At 69.5% G+C, this 23144-nt stretch carries 20 protein-coding genes, 3 tRNA genes and 1 pseudogene; 16 read left to right on the forward strand and 8 right to left on the reverse strand.

What is annotated here, in order from left to right; translation table 11 throughout:
- Together ACLB9X_RS20330 and ACLB9X_RS20335 are read right to left on the reverse strand one after the other, a co-directional pair.
- Positions 1-657, reverse strand: coding sequence for an SDR family oxidoreductase (locus ACLB9X_RS20330; RefSeq protein WP_410361810.1), 657 nt, complete (start codon positions 655-657; stop codon positions 1-3).
- A gap of 34 nt (positions 658-691) precedes the next feature.
- Entirely contained in the window at positions 692-1927 is a 1236-nt protein-coding gene (locus ACLB9X_RS20335; RefSeq protein ID WP_410361811.1) for an amidohydrolase family protein, read from the reverse strand.
- Between the two features lie 383 nt (positions 1928-2310).
- Between ACLB9X_RS20335 and ACLB9X_RS20340 the strand changes: the two genes are divergently transcribed.
- From ACLB9X_RS20340 to ACLB9X_RS20365, 6 genes are all read left to right on the forward strand, one after another.
- Positions 2311-2383 (forward strand) — tRNA-Thr (locus ACLB9X_RS20340).
- Between the two features lie 45 nt (positions 2384-2428).
- Positions 2429-2501, forward strand: a tRNA-Met gene (locus ACLB9X_RS20345).
- Positions 2502-2589: 88 nt separating this feature from the next.
- Positions 2590-2754: a 50S ribosomal protein L33 gene (gene rpmG / locus ACLB9X_RS20350; protein ID WP_003956487.1), complete on the forward strand. Its 165-nt coding sequence runs from the start codon at positions 2590-2592 to the stop codon at positions 2752-2754.
- Between the two features lie 147 nt (positions 2755-2901).
- Complete coding sequence (locus tag ACLB9X_RS20355) at positions 2902-3354, forward strand: MaoC family dehydratase N-terminal domain-containing protein (protein WP_410361812.1); 453 nt, start codon at positions 2902-2904, stop codon at positions 3352-3354.
- Positions 3354-3782, forward strand: coding sequence for a MaoC family dehydratase (locus ACLB9X_RS20360; protein ID WP_410361813.1), 429 nt, complete (start codon positions 3354-3356; stop codon positions 3780-3782). Before ACLB9X_RS20355 ends, ACLB9X_RS20360 begins: the two co-directional genes overlap by 1 nt.
- Before the next feature lie 67 nt (positions 3783-3849).
- Positions 3850-4905: a UDP-N-acetylmuramate dehydrogenase gene (locus ACLB9X_RS20365; protein WP_410361814.1), complete on the forward strand. Its 1056-nt coding sequence runs from the start codon at positions 3850-3852 to the stop codon at positions 4903-4905.
- A 155-nt stretch (positions 4906-5060) separates the two neighbouring features.
- On the opposite strand, the pseudogene ACLB9X_RS20370 reads toward ACLB9X_RS20365, so the two are convergent.
- Positions 5061-5692: pseudogene (locus ACLB9X_RS20370) on the reverse strand (NAD(P)-dependent oxidoreductase).
- Between the two features lie 89 nt (positions 5693-5781).
- Here ACLB9X_RS20370 and ACLB9X_RS20375 point away from each other — a divergent pair.
- Complete coding sequence (locus ACLB9X_RS20375; RefSeq protein ID WP_410361815.1) at positions 5782-6396, forward strand: TetR/AcrR family transcriptional regulator; 615 nt, start codon at positions 5782-5784, stop codon at positions 6394-6396.
- Positions 6397-6534: 138 nt separating this feature from the next.
- On the opposite strand, the gene ACLB9X_RS20380 is transcribed toward ACLB9X_RS20375, so the two are convergent.
- Entirely contained in the window at positions 6535-7596 is a 1062-nt protein-coding gene (locus tag ACLB9X_RS20380; RefSeq protein WP_410361816.1) for an adenosine deaminase, read from the reverse strand.
- Positions 7597-7716: 120 nt separating this feature from the next.
- Entirely contained in the window at positions 7717-8943 is a 1227-nt protein-coding gene (locus tag ACLB9X_RS20385) for a pyridoxal phosphate-dependent aminotransferase (protein ID WP_410361817.1), read from the reverse strand.
- Between the two features lie 205 nt (positions 8944-9148).
- Here ACLB9X_RS20385 and ACLB9X_RS20390 point away from each other — a divergent pair.
- From ACLB9X_RS20390 to ACLB9X_RS20430, 9 genes are all read left to right on the forward strand, one after another.
- Positions 9149-9221 (forward strand) — tRNA-Trp (locus ACLB9X_RS20390).
- Positions 9222-9325: 104 nt separating this feature from the next.
- On the forward strand, positions 9326-9613 hold the full coding sequence (secE, locus tag ACLB9X_RS20395; protein ID WP_177148601.1) for a preprotein translocase subunit SecE: 288 nt from the start codon (positions 9326-9328) through the stop codon (positions 9611-9613).
- A gap of 76 nt (positions 9614-9689) precedes the next feature.
- Positions 9690-10562, forward strand: a complete 873-nt coding sequence (gene nusG, locus ACLB9X_RS20400) for a transcription termination/antitermination protein NusG (RefSeq protein ID WP_410361818.1) — start codon at positions 9690-9692, stop codon at positions 10560-10562.
- A gap of 163 nt (positions 10563-10725) precedes the next feature.
- Entirely contained in the window at positions 10726-11160 is a 435-nt protein-coding gene (rplK, locus tag ACLB9X_RS20405; RefSeq protein WP_177148603.1) for a 50S ribosomal protein L11, read from the forward strand.
- A gap of 80 nt (positions 11161-11240) precedes the next feature.
- Positions 11241-11969, forward strand: coding sequence for a 50S ribosomal protein L1 (rplA, locus tag ACLB9X_RS20410; RefSeq protein ID WP_365991383.1), 729 nt, complete (start codon positions 11241-11243; stop codon positions 11967-11969).
- Positions 11970-12485: 516 nt separating this feature from the next.
- Positions 12486-13016 (forward strand): 50S ribosomal protein L10, encoded by a 531-nt coding sequence (gene rplJ, locus ACLB9X_RS20415; RefSeq protein WP_410361819.1) that lies wholly within the window; start codon positions 12486-12488, stop codon positions 13014-13016.
- 111 nt (positions 13017-13127) lie between these two features.
- Positions 13128-13511, forward strand: coding sequence for a 50S ribosomal protein L7/L12 (gene rplL / locus ACLB9X_RS20420; RefSeq protein ID WP_410361820.1), 384 nt, complete (start codon positions 13128-13130; stop codon positions 13509-13511).
- A gap of 541 nt (positions 13512-14052) precedes the next feature.
- A complete protein-coding gene (rpoB, locus tag ACLB9X_RS20425; protein WP_410361821.1) occupies positions 14053-17538 on the forward strand; it encodes a DNA-directed RNA polymerase subunit beta in 3486 nt (1161 codons plus the stop codon).
- 158 nt (positions 17539-17696) lie between these two features.
- A complete protein-coding gene (locus ACLB9X_RS20430; RefSeq protein ID WP_410361822.1) occupies positions 17697-21605 on the forward strand; it encodes a DNA-directed RNA polymerase subunit beta' in 3909 nt (1302 codons plus the stop codon).
- Between the two features lie 53 nt (positions 21606-21658).
- Here ACLB9X_RS20430 and ACLB9X_RS20435 read toward each other — a convergent pair whose 3' ends face one another.
- From ACLB9X_RS20435 to ACLB9X_RS20445, 3 genes are read right to left on the reverse strand one after another with little or no spacing between them, the layout of a single operon-like run.
- Positions 21659-21922 carry a hypothetical protein gene (locus tag ACLB9X_RS20435; RefSeq protein ID WP_410361823.1) on the reverse strand — a complete coding sequence of 88 codons (264 nt, stop codon included), beginning with the start codon at positions 21920-21922 and terminating at the stop codon, positions 21659-21661.
- Complete coding sequence (locus ACLB9X_RS20440) at positions 21909-22142, reverse strand: hypothetical protein (protein ID WP_410361966.1); 234 nt, start codon at positions 22140-22142, stop codon at positions 21909-21911. Before ACLB9X_RS20440 ends, ACLB9X_RS20435 begins: the two co-directional genes overlap by 14 nt.
- 15 nt (positions 22143-22157) lie before the next feature.
- Complete coding sequence (locus ACLB9X_RS20445) at positions 22158-23069, reverse strand: peptidoglycan-binding protein (RefSeq protein ID WP_410361824.1); 912 nt, start codon at positions 23067-23069, stop codon at positions 22158-22160.
- Positions 23070-23144: the final 75 nt, after the last annotated feature.

A 23144-nucleotide genomic window follows, 5' to 3' on the forward strand; every position in this document is an offset into this window, starting at 1 on the left:
TCAGTTCCCGGCGATGTCCTTCACGGCCACGGGCACCGGCACCCCGCCGGAGACGAGTTCCAGCGTCAGTCCCGCCGTCGCCGGCGTCTCCGCCATCTCGGCCAGCACCGCCGCCACGTCGTCGCGCGGCACCGAGCCGCGTCCCGTGGCGGCCTCCAGCCGCACCAGGCCCTTGCCGGCGTCGTTCGTGAGCGTGCCGGGCCGCAGGATCGTCCAGTCGAGGCCGGACTTGCCGCGTACGTAGTCGTCCGCCGCGCCCTTCGCCCGCAGGTAGACGTCGAACACGTCGTCGCCCTCGTGCCCCGCGTCCGCGCCCATGGTCGAGACGACGATGTACCGCCGTACGCCCGCCCGTTCCGCCGCGTCGGCGAAGAGCACCGCGGCGGCGCGGTCCACCGTGTCCTTGCGCTCGGCGCCGCTGCCCGGGCCCGCGCCGGCCGCGAAGACGGCCACGTCCGCGCCCTGCAGCACCGCGGCGACCTCCTCGACGGACGCCGACTCCAGATCCATCAGCACCGGTTCGGCCCCGGCCTCCCGGAGGTCGTCGCCCTGTTCCGGCTTGCGGATGACGCCCGCGACCTCGTGTCCTCCCGACGAGAGCAGCCGCTCCAGTCGACGCGCGATCTGACCGTGTCCACCAGCGATGACAATGCGCATGCCTACGACCGTACGTCCGAAACGTGGCCTGCGCTCAGGGACAGCTGTCCGACCGCCCCTGCCGCGGCAGTTCGAGCGCGACGGCCGCCGCCGAGTCGCAGTACTCGCGTACGGCGCTGGTGCGCGCCACGACGCGCCCGCGGTGGATGACGATGCGGCTGTACGCGAGGGACAGCACGCCCGAGATCCGTTCGCCGCGCACGGCGAGCAGCTCCGCGGGGAAGCCCGCCTCGACCCGCACCTCGGGCAGCCCCATCACCTTGCGCGCCGTGCCGGCCACGCGGTCGTACGCGTCCGACGGCCGCATCCCGGTTTGCGAGGCCAGCAGGTAGGCCGCCTCCAGAGGGTCCCCCCGGCCCACCGGGTTGGCGACGACGTCGCGCAGGGCGCCGCTGCCAGCGGCGACCGTGACGCCGGCGGCCCGCAGCAGCCGCACGGGCGCGTGGCCCCGCTGTTCGACGCCCGCGCACCCGCCCTGCGGCAGGGAGACCACCGTGACGCCGGCGGCGGCCAGTTGGTCGGCGGCGCGGGCGGCGATGTCGCGCGGCAGCCGCGCGAGGCCGGCGCAGGGGCCGATCGTCACTCCGGGACGCAGGCCGCCGGCCATGGCGGCGAGCCGCGCGAGGCGAGCCGGGTCGTCACCGTGGGTGTGCAGGTCGACCGGGCAGCCGTGCTCGGCGGCGACCTCCAGGACCGTCTCCGCGTAGCCGGTGGGGTCGGGATCGGCGTCCGGGCAGCCGCCGACCACGCCGGCGCCCATCTTCATCGCGTCGCGCAGCAGCGCCAGCCCCTCGGCGCCCGCGGCGCCCGTCAGCAGCCGCGGCACGGCGACCGCGGTGAGATCGGCGAGCCCGTGCAGCGCCCGCCTGGCCTGGAGCACCGCCTCCAGGGCGCCGAGGCCCTGGACGTCCCCGATCCGCACATGGGAGCGCAGCGCGGTCGCCCCGTGTCCCAGCTGCAGCAGCGCGGCCTCGGTGGCGCGCCGCTGGATGTCGTCTGGCTCGTACGACACGGGGCCGGGCGTCTCCGCGCTGAGTGCCGTGTCGCCGTGGGTGTGCGGCTCGACGGGGGCGGGGAGCAGCAGGAAGCCGGTCAGATCGAGCCGTGAGGCGTGCGGGGGCAGGCTGCCGGCGGTGCCGACCGCCTCGATGCGGCCGCCGCCGAGCCGTACGTCGACGGAGCGGCCGTCCGTGAGCCGCGCACCGCAGAGCAGCAGCGCGGGGGAGTCCGCGGTCGCGCCGTCGGAGGGCTGCGGCTGACTGTCGGGCATCGCGCTCCTGTGGGGGGCGGTCGGGCTCGGGGCGTAGGGGCCGGTGGAAAACGGCGGTCCGGAGGGTCCGGAGGGCCGGAGAAACCGGAGAGGATCACGCAGCGTGAGTCGAGCCTAGGGCGGCTCGTCATGGCCTTCGAGGAAGAGCGCAATAGTCGTACCGGTGGGGTCGCACGTGGCGTACGGGGCGCTCGGGGCACCCGAGGAGAAAGCCGGACAACGGGGCCGCGGCCGCGGGGTGACGCGGGGGCGACACCTGCGGCGCCGAGAGAGAGATGGGGCGGGAGCGCCGGCCGCCCGGAGCCGCACCGCACAGGCCGGACAGAGGGCCGGGAAACGGATTTGGGCGATCGGCGGGCGAGCGTGTAATGTCTTCATCGCTCGCCCCAATAGCTCAGTCGGCAGAGCGTCTCCATGGTAAGGAGAAGGTCTACGGTTCGATTCCGTATTGGGGCTCTGGTGCGGTATCCCTCACCTTCGGGTGAGGGGGCTCCGTATCAAAGCGGTGTAGCTCAGTCGGTAGAGCAAGCGGCTCATAATCGCTGTGTCACCGGTTCAAGTCCGGTCACCGCTACGCACAGTAGCCGATTGTGGGGTCGGTCCTTCGATCGGCTACTCTTTTCTGCGTTCATCCGTCCATCCGTCCGTCAAGGAGCACTCACGTGGCTGCCACCGACGTCCGCCCGAAGATCACGCTGGCCTGCGTGGAGTGCAAGGAGCGGAACTACATCACCAAGAAGAACCGGCGCAACAACCCGGACCGTCTTGAGATGAAGAAGCACTGCCCGCGCTGCAACTCGCACACGGCGCACCGCGAAACGCGCTGAATCAGGCTCGTACACGAGGCCGCCCCCCCTTGGGGGCGGCCTCGTGTCGTTTCTCGCCGTCAGTCCGGGACAGGTCCCGCCTCGGGGCCGGTCCGCACACTCCGGGATCAGCCCCCACTGGGGCACCAAGCAGGAGGGAGCCAGTCCATGGCGCTCGACCAGTCGTTCGTCGGGCGGACGTATCCGCCCACCACGCCGTACGAGGTGGGCCGGGAGAAGATCCGTGAGTTCGCCGAGGCGGTGGGTGACGCGAACCCCGCGTACACCGACCGCGAGGCGGCCGCCGCGCTCGGCCACCCCGATGTCATCGCTCCGCCGACCTTCGTGTTCGCCATCACGTTCAAGGCGGCGGGCGAGGTCGTGCAGGACCCGCAGCTGGGGCTGGACTACAGCCGCGTGGTGCACGGCGACCAGAAGTTCGCCTACCGGCGCCCGGTGCGCGCGGGGGACCGGCTGACGGTCACCTCGACCATCGAGTCGATCAAGTCCCTGGCGGGCAACGACGTGCTCGACATCCGTGGTGAGGTGCACGACGAGGCGGGCGAGCACGTCGTGACCGCGTGGACCAAGCTGGTGGCGCGTGCCGCCGAGGAGGCGTGATGGCAGCCAAGATCGCTTACGCGGACGTCGAGGTCGGCACCGAGCTGCCGGCGCAGAGCTTTCCCGTGACCCGTGCCACGCTCGTTCAGTACGCGGGTGCCTCGGGTGACTTCAACCCCATCCACTGGAACGAGAAGTTCGCCGTCGATGTCGGCCTGCCGGACGTGATCGCGCACGGCATGTTCACGATGGCCGAGGCGGCCCGTGTCGTGACGGACTGGCTGGGCGACCCGGGCGCGGTGCTCGAGTACGGCGTGCGCTTCACCAAGCCGGTCGTCGTGCCGAACGACGACAAGGGCGCGGTCATCGAGGTCAGCGGCAAGGTCGCCGCGCTCCTGGACGACAAGCGGGTGCGGGTGGACCTCACCGCCACGAGCGGCGGGCAGAAGGTGCTGGGCATGTCCCGCGCGGTGGTCCAGCTCGCCTGAGCCATCCGACGGCCCCGGTCCGTGGCCCCGCCCGAGCGGCGCGGCCGCGGACCGTACCCTTGTCCCCGTGCTGGAACTTCACGACGCTCCCCTCGCCCCCCTGACCACCTTCCGCCTCGGCGGCCCCGCGACGCGTCTCGTGGTGGCCACCGCCGACGACGAGGTGATCACCGCGGTCCGCGAGGCGGACGACGCCGGCACCCCGTTGCTGATCATCGGCGGCGGAAGCAACCTCGTCATCGGGGACAAGGGCTTCGACGGCACCGCCCTGCGCATCGCCACCCGCGGCTTCGCGCTCGACGGGACGCGGCTGGAGCTGGCCGCGGGCGAGGTCTGGACCGACGCGGTGGCCCGCACCGTCGAAGCGGGCCTGGCCGGCATCGAATGCCTGGCCGGCATCCCCGGCTCGGCGGGCGCCACCCCGATCCAGAACGTCGGCGCCTACGGTCAGGAGGTCTCCGGGGCGATCACGGAGGTCGTCGCGTACGACCGCACGACGGGCGAGACCGTGACGCTGACGAACGAGGAGTGCGCCTTCTCCTACCGGCACAGCCGCTTCAAGCAGCACCCCGAGCGCTACGTCGTGCTGCGCGTGCGGTTCGAGCTGGAGGACGCGGGCGGCCTGTCGGCCCCCATGAGGTACGCCGAGACCGCCAAGGCCCTCGGCGTCGAGGTCGGCGACCGGGTGCCGGCCGCCGAGGCACGGGACACCGTGCTGCGGCTGCGCGCCGGCAAGGGCATGGTCCTGGACGCCGAGGACCACGACACCTGGTCGGCGGGGTCGTTCTTCACCAACCCGATCCTCACGGCGGCCGAGTACGAGACGTTCCTCGGACGCGTGCGCGACCGGCTCGGCGACGGTGCCGTCCCGCCCGCCTACCCCGCGGGCGACGGCCTCACCAAGACCTCCGCCGCGTGGCTGATCGACCGGGCGGGCTTCACCAAGGGCTACGGCACCGGCCCGGCCCGCATCTCGACCAAGCACGCCCTCGCGCTGACCAACCGGGGCGAGGCCACCACCGAGGACCTGCTGGCCCTGGCCCGCGAAGTGGTGGCCGGCGTACGGGACGCCTTCGGCGTGACCCTCGTCAACGAGCCGGTGACGGTCGGGGTCAGCCTCTGACGCTGTCGCGCCGCCCGCTGTCCTCGCCGCATGGCGCTCGCCCAGGCGGCCGCCGTCACCGTGCGGCCCGCCCGGCCGCAGCCGCGCAGCGGTCCCTCGGTGGCTGTCACCGGTGACGGCCTGAGCCGCCGCGGGACACGCGTCGGCCGGAGGCGTCAGTAGGCGACGCCTACTCCCTGGCCCACCGTCGCCGGGTCGTCGGTCATCGCCAGCATCGCGTGGGCCACGTCCGCGCGGCCGATCGTCCGGGCCCTGCGCGGATTGCCGCCGACGACCGTGCGGTAGCGGCCGGTCAGCGGCTTGTCGAGCAGCCGGGGAGGCCGGACCGCCGTCCAGTCCGTGGCGCTGCGCGCCAGCTCGTCCTCCATGACCCGCAGGTCCGCGTACACGTCCTTCAGGACCGAGCCGACCACGGACGTCATGGCCCGGTCCAGCAGCGGCTCGTCCTCCGCCGGAGTGCCCAGCGGGGCCGCGCTGACCACCAGCAGCCGCCGGGTGCCTTCGGCCTCCATCGCGGCCAGCACCGACCGGGTCAGCCGGGCGGCGATGCCGGCGTCGGCTTTCTGCGGGCACCGAGCCCGGACAGGACCGCGTCTCGCCCGGCGACGGCCGGGCGCAGTGCCTCCGGGTCCCGGAGGTCGGCGCGGAAGACGTCGAGCCCGTCACCCGTCACGGTGAAGCGGGCCGGATCGCGCACCACGGCGGTGACCTGGTGTCCCGCGGCCAGGGCCTGCCGGACGATCTCCTGGCCGATTCCGCCGGTGGCGCCGAAAACCGTGAGCCGCATCGTGCACGCCCTCCTCAGGTGGGTAAGTATTCACTCACCACTAAGGTGAGTGGGTACTCACCCACCCGTCAAGCCGGTCAGGAGCGCGCATGGAGCAGAAGCCGACCCGCGTCCGCATCGTCGACGCCGCGCGTGAGCTGATGCTGTCGCTCGGCCTGGCGCGTACGACCACCAAGCAGATCGCGAAGGCCGCGAGCTGCTCCGAAGCGGCGCTCTACAAGCACTTCGCCAGCAAGGAGGAGCTCTTCGTGACCGTGCTCAACGAACGGCTGCCGAAGGTCGGCGCCCTGCTGAGCACGCTGATCGAGGACCCCGGCCGGGGCGGCGTCGAGGAGAACCTGACCGACATCGCCCGCCAGGCGGCCCTCTTCTACGGGCAGACCTTCCCCATGGCCGCCTCGCTGTACGCCGAGCCCCAGCTCAAGCGCCGCCACGAAGAGGCCATGCGCGAGATGCGCACCGGCCCGCACAAGCCGATCGAGGGCCTCGCCGCCTACCTGCGGACCGAGCAGCAGGCGGGCCGCATCAGCGCCGACGCCGACACCCACGCCGCCGCGTCCCTGCTCCTCGGCGCCTGTGCCCAGCGCGCGTTCGCCTACGACGCGACTCCCGATGGCAGGCCCCCGCAGCCGCTGGACGAGTTCGCCGCGGGCCTCGCCCGCACCCTGCTGCGCGGAATCTCCGCTCCGGACGGTCCCCGCTGAGCGCCACGCCGGGCCGCTGACCGTCACCGCGCCTGGGCCGGTCGGGCACCTGCCGCTGCGGCGGAGCATGCCCCGGACGTTCGCCGCGGGGGCGTTCAGGCCGCCGGCCTCATCCGTACCGCCCGCCCCACCGTCACGTCAGGCCCCCGGGCCGCCCAGCCAGTCGTCGATGCCCGCCAGCAGCTTCTCCTTGACCTCCGCGGGTGCTGCCGAGCCGCGCACCGACTGGCGGGCCAGTTCCGCGAGCTCCTCGTCCGTGAAGCCGTGATGGCTCCGGGCCAGCTCGTACTGGGCCGCCAGCCGGGAGCCGAACAGCAGCGGGTCGTCCGCGCCCAGCGCCATCGGCACCCCGGCCTCGTACAGCGTCCGCAGCGGGACGTCCTCCGGCTTCTCGTACACGCCCAGCGCCACGTTCGACGCCGGGCACACCTCGCAGGTCACCTGGCGCTCGGCCAGCTTGCGCAGCAGCCGCGGGTCCTCCGCGGCGCGCACGCCGTGCCCGATACGGGCGGCGTGCAGGTCGTCGAGGCAGTCGCGCACGGACGCCGGACCCGTCAGCTCGCCGCCGTGCGGGGCCGCCAGCAGGCCGCCCTCGCGGGCGATCGCGAAGGCGCGGTCGAAGTCGCGGGCAAGTCCCCGGCGTTCGTCGTTGGACAGGCCGAAGCCGACGACGCCCCGGTCCGCGTAGCGCACGGCCAGCCGCGCGAGGGTGCGGGCGTCCAATGGGTGCTTCATCCGGTTCGCCGCGACCAGGACCCGCATGCCCAGACCTGTCTCGCGCGACGCGGTGTCCACCGCGTCGAGGATGATCTCCAGGGCGGGGATCAGGCCGCCCAGCCGGGGCGCGTACGAGGTCGGGTCGACCTGGATCTCCAGCCAGCCCGAGCCGTCCCTGATGTCCTCCTCGGCCGCCTCGCGCACCAGCCGCTGGATGTCCTCCGGCTCGCGTAGGCAGGAGCGGGCCATGTCGTACAGCCGCTGGAAGCGGAACCAGCCGCGCTCGTCGGTGGCCCGCAGCTTGGGCGGCTCGCCGCCGGTCAGCGCGTCGGGCAGGTGCACGCCGTACTTGTCGGCGAGTTCGAGAAGGGTGGCCGGCCGCATCGACCCGGTGAAGTGCAGGTGCAGATGGGCCTTGGGCAGCAGGCTGACGTCTCGTGCGTACGGGGGGTTGGGGGGCTGTCCCCCTGAAGAGTGCAGCATTCAGGGATCCTGCCGTACGGGACACCTCCTGGGCAGCCCTTTTCCCCGATCGGGTTCTTGCCCGAACGCAGAGACGGGCCCCCGGCCGGAGCCGGGAGCCCGTCGTGCACGGGGAACGCGTCAGTCGCGGGCCTCGGCCAGGAGCTGCTGGATCCGGGACACGCCCTCGACCAGGTCCTCGTCGCCCAGCGCGTACGAGAGACGCAGGTAGCCGGGGGTGCCGAAGGCCTCACCCGGGACGACGGCGACCTCGACCTCGTCCAGGATCAGGGCGGCGAGCTCGACCGAGGTCTGCGGGCGCTGCCCCCGGATCTCCTTGCCGAGCAGACCCTTGACCGACGGGTACGCGTAGAACGCGCCCTCGGGCTCCGGGCACACCACGCCGTCGATCTTGTTGAGCATCTGGACGATCGTCTGGCGGCGGCGGTCGAAGGCCTCGCGCATCGTCGCGACGGCGTCCAGGTCACCCGACACGGCGGCGATCGCCGCGACCTGCGCGACGTTCGACACGTTGGACGTGGCGTGCGACTGCAGGTTGGTCGCCGCCTTGACGACGTCCTTCGGGCCGATGATCCACCCCACCCGCCAGCCGGTCATGGCATACGTCTTGGCCACGCCGTTGACGACGATGCACTTGTCGCGCAGCTCCGGCAGGACGGACGGGAGGGAGACGGCGGACGCGTCGCCGTACACCAGGTGCTCGTAGATCTCGTCCGTCAGCACCCACAGACCGTGCTCGGCGGCCCAGCGGCCGATGGCCTCGGTCTGGGCCTCCGTGTACACGGCGCCGGTCGGGTTGGACGGGGAGACGAAGAGGACCACCTTGGTCTTCTCCGTACGCGCGGCCTCCAGCTGCTCCACCGAGACGCGGTACCCGGTGGTCTCGTCGGCGACGACCTCCACCGGGACGCCGCCCGCGAGGCGGATCGACTCGGGGTACGTCGTCCAGTACGGAGCCGGGACGATGACCTCGTCACCCGGGTCGAGGATCGCGGCGAACGCCTCGTAGATCGCCTGCTTGCCGCCGTTGGTGACCAGGATCTGGGAAGGGTCGATCTCGTAGCCGGAGTCGCGCAGCGTCTTCGCGGCGATGGCGGCCTTGAGTTCGGGCAGACCGCCGGCCGGCGTGTAGCGGTGGTACTTCGGGTTGCGGCAGGCCTCGACGGCGGCCTCGACGATGTAGTCGGGCGTCGGGAAGTCGGGCTCACCCGCGCCGAAGCCGATCACCGGACGCCCGGCGGCCTTGAGGGCCTTGGCCTTGGCGTCGACGGCGAGGGTCGCGGACTCGGAGATCGCGCCGATGCGGGCGGAGACCCGGCGCTCGGTGGGAGGGGTTGCAGCGCTCATGCCGCCCATGCTCGCAGACGGCAAACGGACCCGGCACACAGGTTTCGAGGAGCGGACAACAGTGGTCAGAAGTGGACCCGAGGGCATTGTGTTCGACGCCGGGCCTGGGAACACGTACACTCACTGGTCGTTGGCCTTCACCAGCCACATCCGCACCGGGCACTTAGTGCACCCGGCCGGATGCGGTAGGTTGGGGGAACCACAAAGGGTCGTAGCTCAATTGGTAGAGCACTGGTCTCCAAAACCAGCGGTTGGGGGTTCAAGTCCCTCCGGCCCTGCTACACACACCTTCGCCAGGCTGTGTGCGCATGTACGTACTATGCACCGCCGTGCGGCTCCACCGGGCGCGGCACGGCCACGACCCGGAATCAGGTGAGAGATCGTGACGGACGCCGTGGGCTCCATCGACATGCCTGATGCCGAGGACGAGTCGCCGGAGTCGAAGAAGAAGTCCCGCAAGGGCGGAAAGCGCGGCAAGAAGGGCCCGCTGGGCCGTCTCGGGCTGTTCTATCGCCAGATCATCGCTGAGCTGCGCAAGGTCGTCTGGCCCACGCGCAACCAGCTGACGACCTACACCACCGTGGTGATCGTCTTCGTCGTCATCATGATCGGCCTCGTGACCGTGATTGACTTGGGCTTCCAGGAAGCAGTCAAGTACGTCTTCGGCTGATCCTGCGGAGGGCGCCGTACTCGGCGCCCCTTTCGCATTGTTCCACCCCATCTGTATCCAGGAAGAAGCAGCCACCGTGTCTGACCCGAACCTGAACGACTCCGCCACGTCCGGCGAGAGCTTCGAGTCCGTCGAGGACGAGCTCGACATCGTCGAGGCGGCAGACGGTGTGGACCCGGACCAGGCCGAAGCCGCCGACGACGCCGTCGGCGAGTCGGCCGAGGACGCCGCGCTGCACGTGGAGGACGAGACCGACGCCGAGGCTGCGGACGAGGTCGCGACCGAAGACGCCGAGACCGCCGAAGAGGCCGAGGCCGAGCCGGAGGCTCCCGCCGACCCGATCGCCGCTCTGCGCGACGAGCTCCGCGGCCTGCCCGGCGAGTGGTACGTGATCCACACCTACGCGGGCTACGAGAAGCGCGTGAAGGCCAACCTGGAGCAGCGTGCCGTCTCGCTGAACGTCGAGGACTTCATCTACCAGGCCGAGGTCCCCGAGGAAGAGATCGTCCAGATCAAGAACGGCGAGCGCAAGAACGTCCGGCAGAACAAGCTGCCCGGCTACGTGCTCGTCCGCATGGACCTGACGAACGAGTCCTGGGGCGTCGTGCGCAACACCCCCGGCGTCACCGGCTTCGTGGGCAACGCCTACGACCCGTACCCGCTGACCCTGGACGAGATCGTCAAGATGCTCGCCCCGGAGGCCGAGGAGAAGGCCGCCCGCGAGGCCGCCGAGGCCGAGGGCAAGCCCGCCCCCGCCCGCAAGGTCGAGGTCCAGGTGCTGGACTTCGAGGTCGGCGACTCGGTCACCGTCACCGACGGCCCGTTCGCGACGCTGCAGGCGACGATCAACGAGATCAACGCCGACTCGAAGAAGGTCAAGGGCCTCGTCGAGATCTTCGGCCGCGAGACGCCGGTCGAGCTGAGCTTCGACCAGATCCAGAAGAACTGACACTTTTCTGCACGCTTCCGAACAGGTCAGACCGCCTCTCGCAGGTTGTCTGACCTGCTCGGTTTTTGGCCGCGCATGGATACCCGTTATCGTTGTGCGGTATGCCTCCATCCGGATGATCGGCTGGAGTGCTGACACCTCTCACTAGGACCCGGAGAGAGCAATGCCTCCCAAGAAGAAGAAGGTCACGGGGCTTATCAAGCTCCAGATCCAGGCCGGTGCGGCCAACCCGGCTCCGCCGGTCGGCCCCGCCCTGGGTCAGCACGGCGTCAACATCATGGAGTTCTGCAAGGCCTACAACGCCGCGACCGAGTCGCAGCGTGGCATGGTCGTGCCGGTGGAGATCACGGTCTACGAGGACCGTTCCTTCACCTTCGTCACCAAGACTCCGCCGGCCGCCAAGCTGATCCTCAAGGCCGCGGGTGTGGACAAGGGCTCCGGCGAGCCGCACAAGACCAAGGTCGCCAAGCTCACGCGCGACCAGGTCCGTGACATCGCCAGCACCAAGATGCCCGACCTGAACGCCAACGATTTGGACGCCGCCGAGAAGATCATCGCCGGCACCGCCCGTTCCATGGGCATCACGGTCGAGGGCTGACAGTCCCCGTCCGACCTCAAGTGGCAGGGCCAAGCGCTGGCCCGGACCACGACTCCACGCTCAACACATCAGGAGCAGAAGTGAAGCGCAGCAAGACTCTCCGCGCTGCGGACGCCAAGGTCGACCGGGAGCGCAACTACGCCCCGCTCGAGGCCGTCCGTCTCGCCAAGGACACCGCCGCCACCAAGTTCGACGGCACTGTCGAGGTCGCCTTCCGTCTGGGCGTTGACCCGCGCAAGGCCGACCAGATGGTCCGTGGCACCGTGAACCTTCCGCACGGCACCGGTAAGACCGCCCGGGTCCTGGTCTTCGCGACCGGTGACCGTGCCGAGGCCGCGCGTGCCGCGGGCGCCGACATCGTCGGCTCCGACGAGCTCATCGACGAGATCTCCAAGGGCAACCGCCTGAACGAGTTCGACGCCGTCGTCGCCACCCCGGACCTCATGGGCAAGGTCGGCCGCCTCGGCCGCGTGCTCGGTCCGCGTGGTCTGATGCCGAACCCGAAGACCGGCACCGTCACCATGGACGTCGCCAAGGCCGTCAACGAGATCAAGGGCGGCAAGATCGAGTTCCGCGTCGACAAGCACTCGAACCTGCACTTCATCATCGGCAAGGTCTCCTTCGACGAGACGAAGCTGGTCGAGAACTACGCCGCGGCGCTGGAGGAGATCCTCCGTCTGAAGCCGTCCGCCGCGAAGGGCCGCTACATCAAGAAGGCGACCCTGACCACCACCATGGGCCCCGGCATCCCGCTGGACCCGAACCGCACCCGCAACCTCCTCGTCGAGGAGGACCCGGCCGCCGTCTGAGTCTGACGGCAGTCGCGGGTCTCGCGTACGAAGCCGGCCCCCGTCGCTCCCCCGGAGCGGCGGGGGCCGGCTCTTTCCCGTATACGCCCGTCATGGGCGCGCTGCGCGGGCGCAGACGCCTTCAGGGCCGGCAAGGGCCTCGGCCGCCGCGACGGCGCGCAGACGAGGAGCCGACGCCCTCCGGACCGGCAAGGGCCGCGGCTTTTGCCGGCGGCCCGCGGACGAGGGGCCGAGGCCTGCCATGGGCGGCGATGGCCCGATTTGCCTCGTGGCGAGTCGTTCCCGTACTCTTCCACGGAAGCCAAAGACCGCTGGTCGTTGCCGTGCTCTCCTTCCGAGGGTCCGGTGGCCGAAGGATCCGCTCAGCAGCGGACGACCCGCGCAGGTGACAGTGGACAGCTCCCCGATCGGACTCCGTTCGGGTAGAGCTACGCCCCGTGCGCCTGCGCCGGGGCGTTTCGTTTTGTTCAGCCCCTTCTGAGCGGTCCTCATCACCCGGAAGGAGGCCGACGCTCTATGGCAAGGCCCGACAAGGCTGCCGCGGTAGCCGAGCTCGCGGAGCAGTTCCGCAGCTCGAACGCCGCCGTGCTGACCGAGTACCGGGGTCTCACCGTGGCCCAGCTCAAGCAGCTGCGCCGTTCGCTCGGTGAGAACGCCCAGTACGCCGTGGTGAAGAACACGCTGACCAAGATTGCGGCCAACGAGGCCGGGATCAACTCGCTCGACGACCAGTTCAACGGTCCGACGGCGGTTGCCTTCATCACCGGTGACCCGGTGGAGTCGGCGAAGGGTCTTCGTGACTTCGCCAAGGACAACCCGAACCTGATCATCAAGGGCGGTGTCCTTGATGGCAAGGCGCTGTCCGCCGATGAGATCAAGAAGCTTGCGGACCTCGAGTCCCGCGAGGTTCTGCTCAGCAAGCTGGCCGGCGCGTTCAAGGGCAAGCAGTCCCAGGCTGCCTCGCTCTTCCAGGCGCTGCCGTCGAAGTTCGTCCGCACCGCGGAGGCGCTTCGCGTCAAGCTCGCCGAGCAGGGCGGTGCCGAGTAATTCGGCTCGCGCATTGATCCGCGCCGCCCAGGCACGGATCGCAGCGGGCCGAACGTACGCCCGCCTCACATGTACATCGGCACCAGCCGAATTAGTGGAAGGACCGCCATCATGGCGAAGCTCAGCCAGGAAGACCTGCTCGCGCAGTTCGAGGAGATGACCCTCATCGAGCTCTCCGAGTTCGTGAAGGCGTTCGAGGAGAAGTTCGACGTCACCGCCGCTGCGGCCGTCGCCGCCGTCGCCCCGGGTGCCCCCGGCGCCCCGGTCGAGGCCGTCGAGGAGAAGGACGAGTTCGACGTCATTCTCACCGGCGCCGGCGAGAAGAAGATCCAGGTCATCAAGGTCGTGCGTGAGCTGACCTCCCTGGGCCTGAAGGAGGCCAAGGACCTCGTCGACGGCACCCCGAAGCCGGTCCTCGAGAAGGTCGCCAAGGACGCCGCCGACAAGGCCGCCGAGTCCCTCAAGGCCGCCGGTGCCTCCGTCGAGGTCAAGTGACCTTGCGAGTCTCCTGACTCCTCGCGTGTAACGCACGCACACTGAAGGGCGATCACCCAACCGGGTGGTCGCCCTTCGGCATATGCGGGACGGCTGCCTTGCTCCTGGCGTCCCGGCGAGTATGGTGATCTTCGCCGTGCGCCCCTCACGGCGGCTTGTGAGGATCCCGGAGCAGCAGCTCAGGGGCAGGGGCCTTGACGAACCGCACGCAGCGCGCAATTCTCAGGACGCGTCGTCACAACGATCCGTATCCGAGGCATGGATCGACGACCGAACGGGCAGTATCGATGTGCGCCTCACGGCGCATGGGGTTCGCGGAGATGAGAACAACGAGGGTCTCGAAAACCCGCACTGGACATCAGTGTGCCAAGTGGCTACACTGACCCTTTGCGCTGCCTGTTAGCTGCCCCCTGCCCGTCACCAGGGGCATGCCCATCCTGAGCATCGGTTGAAGATCCGGCCTTCACCAGGCTTTTCTCTCCGTGCACAGCATGGGACCGGTACGCGCGTAGTGAGTCCGAGCCCTCGGAAGGACCCCCTCTTGGCCGCCTCGCGCAACGCCTCGACCGCGAATATGAACAACGGCGCAAGCACTGCCCCGCTGCGCATCTCCTTTGCAAAGATCAAGGAGCCCCTCGAGGTTCCGAACCTGCTCGCGCTGCAGACCGAGAGCTTTGACTGGCTGCTCGGCAATGCGGCGTGGAAGGCTCGTGTCGAGGCGGCTCTGGAGTCCGGACAGGACGTCCCCACCAAGTCCGGTCTGGAGGAGATCTTCGAGGAGATCTCTCCGATCGAGGACTTCTCCGGGTCGATGTCGCTGACCTTCCGCGACCACCGCTTCGAGCCTCCGAAGAACTCGATCGACGAGTGCAAGGAGCGCGACTTCACGTACGCCGCCCCGCTCTTCGTCACCGCCGAGTTCACCAACAACGAGACCGGCGAGATCAAGTCCCAGACGGTCTTCATGGGCGACTTCCCGCTCATGACCAACAAGGGCACCTTCGTCATCAACGGCACCGAGCGTGTCGTCGTGTCGCAGCTCGTGCGCTCGCCGGGTGTCTACTTCGACTCGTCCATCGACAAGACGTCCGACAAGGACATCTTCACGGCCAAGATCATCCCGTCCCGGGGTGCCTGGCTGGAGATGGAGATCGACAAGCGCGACATGGTCGGTGTCCGCATCGACCGCAAGCGCAAGCAGTCCGTCACCGTCCTGCTCAAGGCGCTCGGCTGGACGACCGAGCAGATCCTCGAGGAGTTCGGCGAGTACGAGTCCATGCGCGCCACCCTGGAGAAGGACCACACCCAGGGCCAGGACGACGCGCTGCTCGACATCTACCGCAAGCTCCGTCCGGGCGAGCCGCCGACGCGTGAGGCCGCTCAGACGCTGCTCGAGAACCTCTACTTCAACCCGAAGCGCTACGACCTCGCGAAGGTCGGCCGCTACAAGGTGAACAAGAAGCTCGGCGCCGACGAGCCGCTGGATGCCGGTGTCCTGACCACCGACGACGTCATCGCCACCATCAAGTACCTGGTCAAGCTGCACGCCGGCGAGACCGAGACGGTCGGCGAGAACGGCACGCAGATCGTCGTCGAGACCGACGACATCGACCACTTCGGCAACCGCCGTCTGCGCAACGTCGGCGAGCTCATCCAGAACCAGGTCCGCACGGGTCTGGCTCGTATGGAGCGCGTCGTGCGCGAGCGCATGACCACGCAGGACGTCGAGGCGATCACGCCGCAGACCCTGATCAACATCCGGCCGGTCGTCGCCTCCATCAAGGAGTTCTTCGGCACCAGCCAGCTGTCGCAGTTCATGGACCAGAACAACCCGCTGTCGGGTCTCACCCACAAGCGCCGTCTGTCGGCTCTTGGCCCGGGTGGTCTCTCCCGTGAGCGGGCCGGCTTCGAGGTCCGTGACGTGCACCCCTCGCACTACGGCCGCATGTGCCCGATTGAGACCCCCGAAGGCCCGAACATCGGTCTGATCGGCTCGCTCGCCTCCTACGGCCGCGTCAACGCGTTCGGCTTCGTCGAGACGCCGTACCGCAAGGTCGTCGAGGGTCAGGTCACCGACGAGGTCGACTACCTGACCGCCGACGAGGAGGACCGCTTCGTCATCGCGCAGGCGAACGCGACCCTCTCCGAGGACCTGCGCTTCACCGAGTCCCGCATTCTGGTCCGCCGTCGTGGCGGCGAGGTCGACTACGTCCCGCCGGCCGAGGTCGACTACATGGACGTCTCGCCGCGCCAGATGGTGTCGGTCGCCACGGCCATGATCCCCTTCCTCGAGCACGACGACGCCAACCGTGCCCTCATGGGCGCGAACATGATGCGCCAGGCCGTTCCGCTCATCAAGGCGGAGGCCCCGCTCGTCGGCACCGGCATGGAGTACCGCTGTGCCACCGACGCCGGCGACGTCATCAAGGCCGAGAAGGACGGTGTGATCCAGGAGGTCTCGGCCGACTACATCACCGTCGGGAACGACGACGGCACGTACACCACGTACCGCGTCGCGAAGTTCTCCCGCTCCAACCAGGGCACCTCCGTCAACCAGAAGGTCATCGTCTCCGAGGGCGACCGCGTCGTCGAGGGCCAGGTCCTCGCCGACGGTCCCGCCACGGAGAACGGCGAGATGGCGCTCGGCAAGAACCTGCTCGTGGCGTTCATGCCGTGGGAGGGCCACAACTACGAGGACGCGATCATCCTGTCGCAGCGCCTCGTGCAGGACGACGTCCTCTCCTCGATCCACATCGAGGAGCACGAGGTCGACGCCCGTGACACCAAGCTCGGCCCCGAGGAGATCACCCGGGACATCCCGAACGTCTCCGAGGAGGTCCTCGCCGACCTCGACGAGCGCGGCATCATCCGGATCGGTGCCGAGGTCGTCGCCGGCGACATCCTGGTCGGCAAGGTCACGCCCAAGGGTGAGACCGAGCTGACCCCGGAGGAGCGCCTGCTCCGCGCGATCTTCGGTGAGAAGGCGCGCGAGGTCCGTGACACCTCGCTGAAGGTGCCGCACGGCGAGACCGGCAAGGTCATCGGCGTGCGCGTCTTCGACCGCGAGGAGGGCGACGAGCTTCCGCCGGGCGTGAACCAGCTGGTCCGCGTCTACGTCGCCCAGAAGCGCAAGATCACCGACGGTGACAAGCTCGCCGGCCGTCACGGCAACAAGGGCGTCATCTCGAAGATCCTGCCGATCGAGGACATGCCGTTCCTGGAGGACGGCACCCCGGTCGACATCATCCTCAACCCGCTGGGTGTCCCGTCCCGAATGAACCCGGGACAGGTCCTGGAGATCCACCTCGGCTGGCTCGCGAGCCGCGGCTGGGACGTCTCCGGCCTCGCCGATGAATGGGCCCAGCGTCTGCAGGCCATCGGCGCCGACGACGTCGCGCCCGGCACCAACGTCGCGACCCCGGTCTTCGACGGTGCCCGCGAGGACGAGCTGGCCGGCCTGCTGCAGCACACCATCCCGAACCGCGACGGCGAACGGATGGTGCTCCCGACCGGTAAGGCGCGCCTGTTCGACGGCCGCTCCGGCGAGCCGTTCCCGGACCCGATCTCCGTCGGGTACATGTACATCCTCAAGCTCCACCACCTGGTCGACGACAAGCTCCACGCCCGGTCGACCGGTCCGTACTCGATGATCACCCAGCAGCCGCTGGGTGGTAAGGCCCAGTTCGGTGGCCAGCGATTCGGTGAGATGGAGGTGTGGGCGCTGGAGGCGTACGGCGCCGCCTACGCGCTCCAGGAGCTGCTGACGATCAAGTCCGACGACGTGACCGGCCGCGTGAAGGTCTACGAGGCCATCGTCAAGGGCGAGAACATCCCCGAGCCCGGCATTCCCGAGTCCTTCAAGGTGCTCATCAAGGAAATGCAGTCGCTCTGCCTCAACGTGGAGGTGCTGTCCTCGGACGGCATGTCCATCGAGATGCGCGACACGGACGAGGACGTCTTCCGCGCTGCGGAGGAGCTCGGTATCGACCTGTCCCGGCGCGAGCCGAGCAGCGTCGAAGAGGTCTGACGGGCCCGGCCGGGGCTTCCGCGAGGGAGTCCCGGCCTCCCCCAGAGCCGCTCTGCGGCCTGGGACGGCCCCCCATCCGGACCCGACAGACCACTGATACAGAGCCCGTTTTCCGCTGACGCGGAGGGCACAACCCCGAAAGAGGGATTGACGAAAAAGTGCTCGACGTCAACTTCTTCGACGAGCTGCGGATCGGCCTCGCCACCGCGGACGACATCCGGACCTGGTCCCACGGCGAAGTGAAGAAGCCGGAGACCATCAACTACCGCACCCTGAAGCCCGAGAAGGACGGACTCTTCTGCGAGAAGATCTTCGGTCCGACCCGGGACTGGGAGTGCTACTGCGGCAAGTACAAGCGTGTCCGTTTCAAGGGCATCATCTGTGAGCGCTGTGGCGTCGAGGTCACGCGCGCCAAGGTGCGCCGTGAGCGGATGGGCCACATCGAGCTGGCCGCTCCCGTCACCCACATCTGGTACTTCAAGGGCGTCCCGTCGCGCCTGGGCTACCTGCTGGACCTGGCGCCGAAGGACCTCGAGAAGGTCATCTACTTCGCCGCGTACATGATCACGTTCGTGGACGAGGAGCGCCGCACGCGGGACCTGCCGTCGCTGGAGGCCCACGTCTCCGTCGAGCGCCAGCAGATCGAGAACCGCCGCGACGCTGACCTCGAGGCCCGCGCCAAGAAGCTCGAGACCGACCTGGCCGAGCTGGAGGCCGAGGGCGCCAAGGCCGACGTGCGCCGCAAGGTGCGCGAGGGCGCCGAGCGCGAGATGAAGCAGCTGCGCGACCGCGCCCAGCGCGAGATCGACCGTCTCGACGAGGTGTGGAACCGCTTCAAGAACCTCAAGGTCCAGGACCTCGAGGGCGACGAGCTGCTCTACCGCGAGCTGCGTGACCGCTTCGGCACGTACTTCGACGGCTCGATGGGTGCCGCGGCGCTGCAGAAGCGCCTGGAGTCCTTCGACCTCGAGGAGGAGGCCGAGCGTCTCCGCGAGATCATCCGTACCGGCAAGGGCCAGAAGAAGACCCGTGCGCTCAAGCGCCTCAAGGTCGTCTCCGCGTTCCTGCAGACGTCCAACAGCCCCAAGGGCATGGTGCTCGACTGCGTGCCGGTCATCCCGCCGGACCTGCGTCCGATGGTGCAGCTGGACGGTGGCCGCTTCGCGACCTCCGACCTGAACGACCTGTACCGCCGTGTGATCAACCGGAACAACCGGCTGAAGCGCCTTCTCGACCTCGGTGCGCCCGAGATCATCGTGAACAACGAGAAGCGCATGCTCCAGGAGGCCGTCGACGCGCTGTTCGACAACGGCCGTCGTGGTCGCCCGGTCACCGGTCCCGGCAACCGCCCGCTGAAGTCCCTCAGCGACATGCTGAAGGGCAAGCAGGGTCGTTTCCGTCAGAACCTGCTCGGCAAGCGAGTCGACTACTCGGCGCGTTCCGTCATCGTCGTCGGTCCGCAGCTGAAGCTGCACCAGTGCGGTCTGCCCAAGGCCATGGCGCTGGAGCTCTTCAAGCCGTTTGTGATGAAGCGCCTGGTCGACCTGAACCACGCGCAGAACATCAAGTCGGCCAAGCGCATGGTCGAGCGCGGCCGCACCGTCGTGTACGACGTCCTCGAAGAGGTCATCGCCGAGCACCCGGTGCTGCTCAACCGTGCGCCCACGCTGCACCGCCTCGGCATCCAGGCCTTCGAGCCGCAGCTGGTCGAGGGCAAGGCCATCCAGATCCACCCGCTCGTCTGCACCGCGTTCAACGCGGACTTCGACGGTGACCAGATGGCCGTGCACCTGCCGCTGTCCGCGGAGGCGCAGGCCGAGGCCCGCATCCTGATGCTGTCCTCGAACAACATCCTCAAGCCGGCCGACGGCCGTCCGGTCACCATGCCGACCCAGGACATGGTGCTGGGCCTCTTCTTCCTCACCACGGACGAGGAGGAGCGCGAGGTGCGCGGCGAGGGCCGTGCGTTCAACTCCACCGCCGAGGCGATCATGGCGTTCGACGCCCGGGAGCTCTCGCTCCAGGCGAAGATCGACATCCGCTTCCCGGTCGGCACCATCCCGCCGCGCGGCTGGACGCCGCCGGCTCAGGAGGAGGGCGACGAGCTCGCCGGGGCGTGGCAGCAGGGTGACTCGTTCCGCCTGCGCACCACGCTGGGCCGCGCGCTCTTCAACGAACTGCTGCCCGAGGACTACCCGTTCGTCGACTACTCGGTGGGCAAGAAGCAGCTCTCCGAGATCGTCAACGACCTCGCCGAGCGCTACCCCAAGGTCATCGTGGCGGCGACGCTCGACAACCTGAAGGCGGCCGGCTTCTACTGGGCGACCCGTTCCGGTGTCACCGTGGCCATCTCCGACGTCGTCGTTCCCGAGGCGAAGAAGGAGATCGTCGCGGGCTACGAGGCGCAGGACGAGAAGGTCCAGAAGCAGTACGAGCGCGGTCTGATCACCAAGGACGAGCGCACGCAGGAGCTCATCGCGATCTGGACCAAGGCGACCAACGAGGTCGCCGAGGCCATGAACGAGAACTTCCCGAAGACCAACCCCATCTTCATGATGGTCAACTCGGGTGCTCGTGGAAACATGATGCAGATGCGTCAGATCGCCGGTATGCGTGGTCTGGTGTCCAACGCCAAGAACGAGACCATCCCGCGTCCGATCAAGGCGTCCTTCCGTGAGGGCCTGTCCGTGCTGGAGTACTTCATCTCCACGCACGGTGCCCGTAAGGGTCTGGCGGACACCGCCCTGCGTACCGCCGACTCGGGTTACCTGACCCGTCGTCTGGTGGACGTCTCGCAGGACGTCATCATCCGCGAGGAGGACTGCGGCACCGACCGCGGCCTCAAGCTGCGGATCGCCGAGAAGGGCGCCGACGGCGTGCTGCGCAAGGCGGAGGACGTCGAGACCTCCGTGTACGCGCGCATGCTCGCCGAGGACGTCGTCGTCGACGGCAAGGTCATCGCGCCTGCCAACGTCGACCTCGGCGACGTGCTCATCGACGCGCTCGTCGCGGCCGGTGTGGAGGAGGTCAAGACCCGCTCGGTCCTGACCTGTGAGTCCGCGGTCGGTACCTGTGCGTACTGCTACGGCCGTTCACTGGCCACCGGCAAGCTGGTCGACATCGGTGAGGCGGTCGGCATCATCGCCGCCCAGTCCATCGGTGAGCCCGGTACCCAGCTGACGATGCGTACCTTCCACACCGGTGGTGTGGCCGGTGACGACATCACCCAGGGTCTGCCCCGTGTCGTCGAGCTCTTCGAGGCCCGTACGCCCAAGGGTGTCGCCCCGATCTCGGAGGCGGCCGGCCGCGTCCGCATCGAGGAGACCGAGAAGACCAAGAAGATCGTCGTCACCCCGGACGACGGCAGCGACGAGACCGCCTACCCGATCTCGAAGCGTGCCCGTCTGCTGGTCGGCGAGGGCGACCACGTCGAGGTGGGCCAGCGGCTCACCGTGGGTGCCACCAACCCGCACGACGTGCTGCGCATCCTCGGCCAGCGCGCGGTCCAGGTCCACCTGGTCGGCGAGGTCCAGAAGGTCTACAACTCGCAGGGTGTGTCGATCCACGACAAGCACATCGAGATCATCATCCGGCAGATGCTGCGCCGGGTGACGATCATCGAGTCCGGCGACGCGGAGCTGCTGCCGGGCGAGCTGGTCGAGCGCTCCAAGTTCGAGACCGAGAACCGTCGTGTGGTCACCGAGGGCGGTCACCCCGCCTCCGGCCGTCCGCAGCTGATGGGTATCACCAAGGCCTCGCTGGCGACCGAGTCGTGGCTGTCGGCGGCGTCCTTCCAGGAGACGACCAGGGTCCTGACCGACGCGGCGATCAACGCCAAGTCGGACTCCCTGATCGGCCTCAAGGAGAACGTCATCATCGGTAAGCTCATCCCGGCCGGTACGGGCCTGTCCCGCTACCGCAACATCCGGGTCGAGCCGACCGAGGAGGCCAAGGCCGCGATGTACTCGGCCGTCGGCTACGACGACATCGACTACTCGCCGTTCGGCACGGGCTCCGGCCAGGCCGTTCCGCTGGAGGACTACGACTACGGTCCGTACAACCAGTAAGCAGGGCGAACGAAGGGCGGTCACTCCGTACGGGGTGACCGCCCTTCGGGCTTTCACCGGCTCGCGAGCTCCCACAGGACGAGACCGAGCCCGGAGGTGGCGGTGAGCGCGGCGATCGAGGCCAGCGGCCATCGGGCGCGTTCCAGCGCGTCGAGCCGGGCCTCGTGGTCGGCGAGCTGCTTGTCGGTCTGGTCGCTGCGCTGGACGAGCAGCGCGAGTGAGCCGTCGACCCGGGCGAACCCGGCCTCCAGCGTGCCGCGCAGCCGTTCCAGTTCCAGCGCCACCGCCACCGGGTCGTTCGGATCAGACTCGGTCATCGGCCGCCCCCAGGGTGGTGCGCAGCCAGCCGGGGAGCAGGCGCTGGACGGCCGGGAGGGCCATCACCCGGGTGAGCGCGCCGACGACGGCGAGCGCCCCGGCGACCCAGGGGAGGGTCGCCGGAACGCCGGCGGCGTCCACGATCGCGGGCAGCACGACGGCGATGCCGACCGCGGTCTGCAGGACGGTGCGGGCGGTCCGCCTGGTGTTCTCGGACAGGGCCATGGGGGCTCCTCAGCGGGTGTGGGGGACTTTGAGCGCGTTCCAGGAGGTGGGGCCCGGCCAGCCGTCGGCGTCGGCGCCGCGGAAGCCGAGCTTGCGCTGCCAGGCGGCGTACGACTGGCGGTCGGACTCGGACCAGCGGGGGCCCGGGCCGACCTTGTAGTGGCCGCAGCCCACGGCGACCAGCCGGCGGCCCATCGCGGTGACGATCGGGGAGCTCGGGCCGGCCTTGAAGAACGCCGTGCCGGGGAAGCGCTGGTGGCGCGGGGCGGCCGGCTTCTGCGGGGCCGGGGGCTGCTTCGACGGGGCGGCGGCGAGCCTCTTCTGGACCCGCTCCCGCATGCCCGGCATCGCGAAGCCGCGCGGGTCGCTCTTCCAGTCGGACCACTCCAGGTGGCCGATGACGGACCTGGCGCCCCAGCCGTGGGCCCGGCACAGCGCGGCGGAGGTCCGCTCGATGGCGTCGAGCTGCGCCGCCGGCCAAGGGTCGGTGCCGTTGCCGAGGTTGATGCACTCGAAGCCGTAGAAGCGGGAGTTGCCGTCGACGGCGCCGGAGCTGCCCTGGTGCTCGCGGGGGGCGGGCGGCCGGGTCCCGTAGGTCTCGGTGATCACTGCCTGGAGGACCGAGGGGTCGCCGCCTCCTGCGTGGTTGGCACGTCCGTTGGCGACGAGATGGACCGTGCCGTCCTTGGCGATCACGCCGTGGCAGAGCGGGCCCGGCAGGCCGGCGTAGCCGTTGTAGCAGAGCTCGACGGACGAGGCGGTGCCGCTGGAGACGGTGTGGTGGATCATCACGCCGACGACGGGGCCCCAGGCTCCCGCCTGGTTGCGGTGATGGGTGCGCCAGCCGTCGTGCTCGACGACCTTGACGCCTTCGGCGTGGAGCGCGGCGAGGAGCCGGTCCGCGGTGAGGGGAGTGGCCATGGGTGACCTCCAGGCTTGCGGGGCATGAGAAAGGCCCGCTCGGGGCGGGCCGTCAGGGTGGTGCGGGCGATGCGG

This window comes from Streptomyces sp. 5K101 (assembly GCF_046506645.1).
GTDB lineage: Bacteria > Actinomycetota > Actinomycetes > Streptomycetales > Streptomycetaceae > Streptomyces.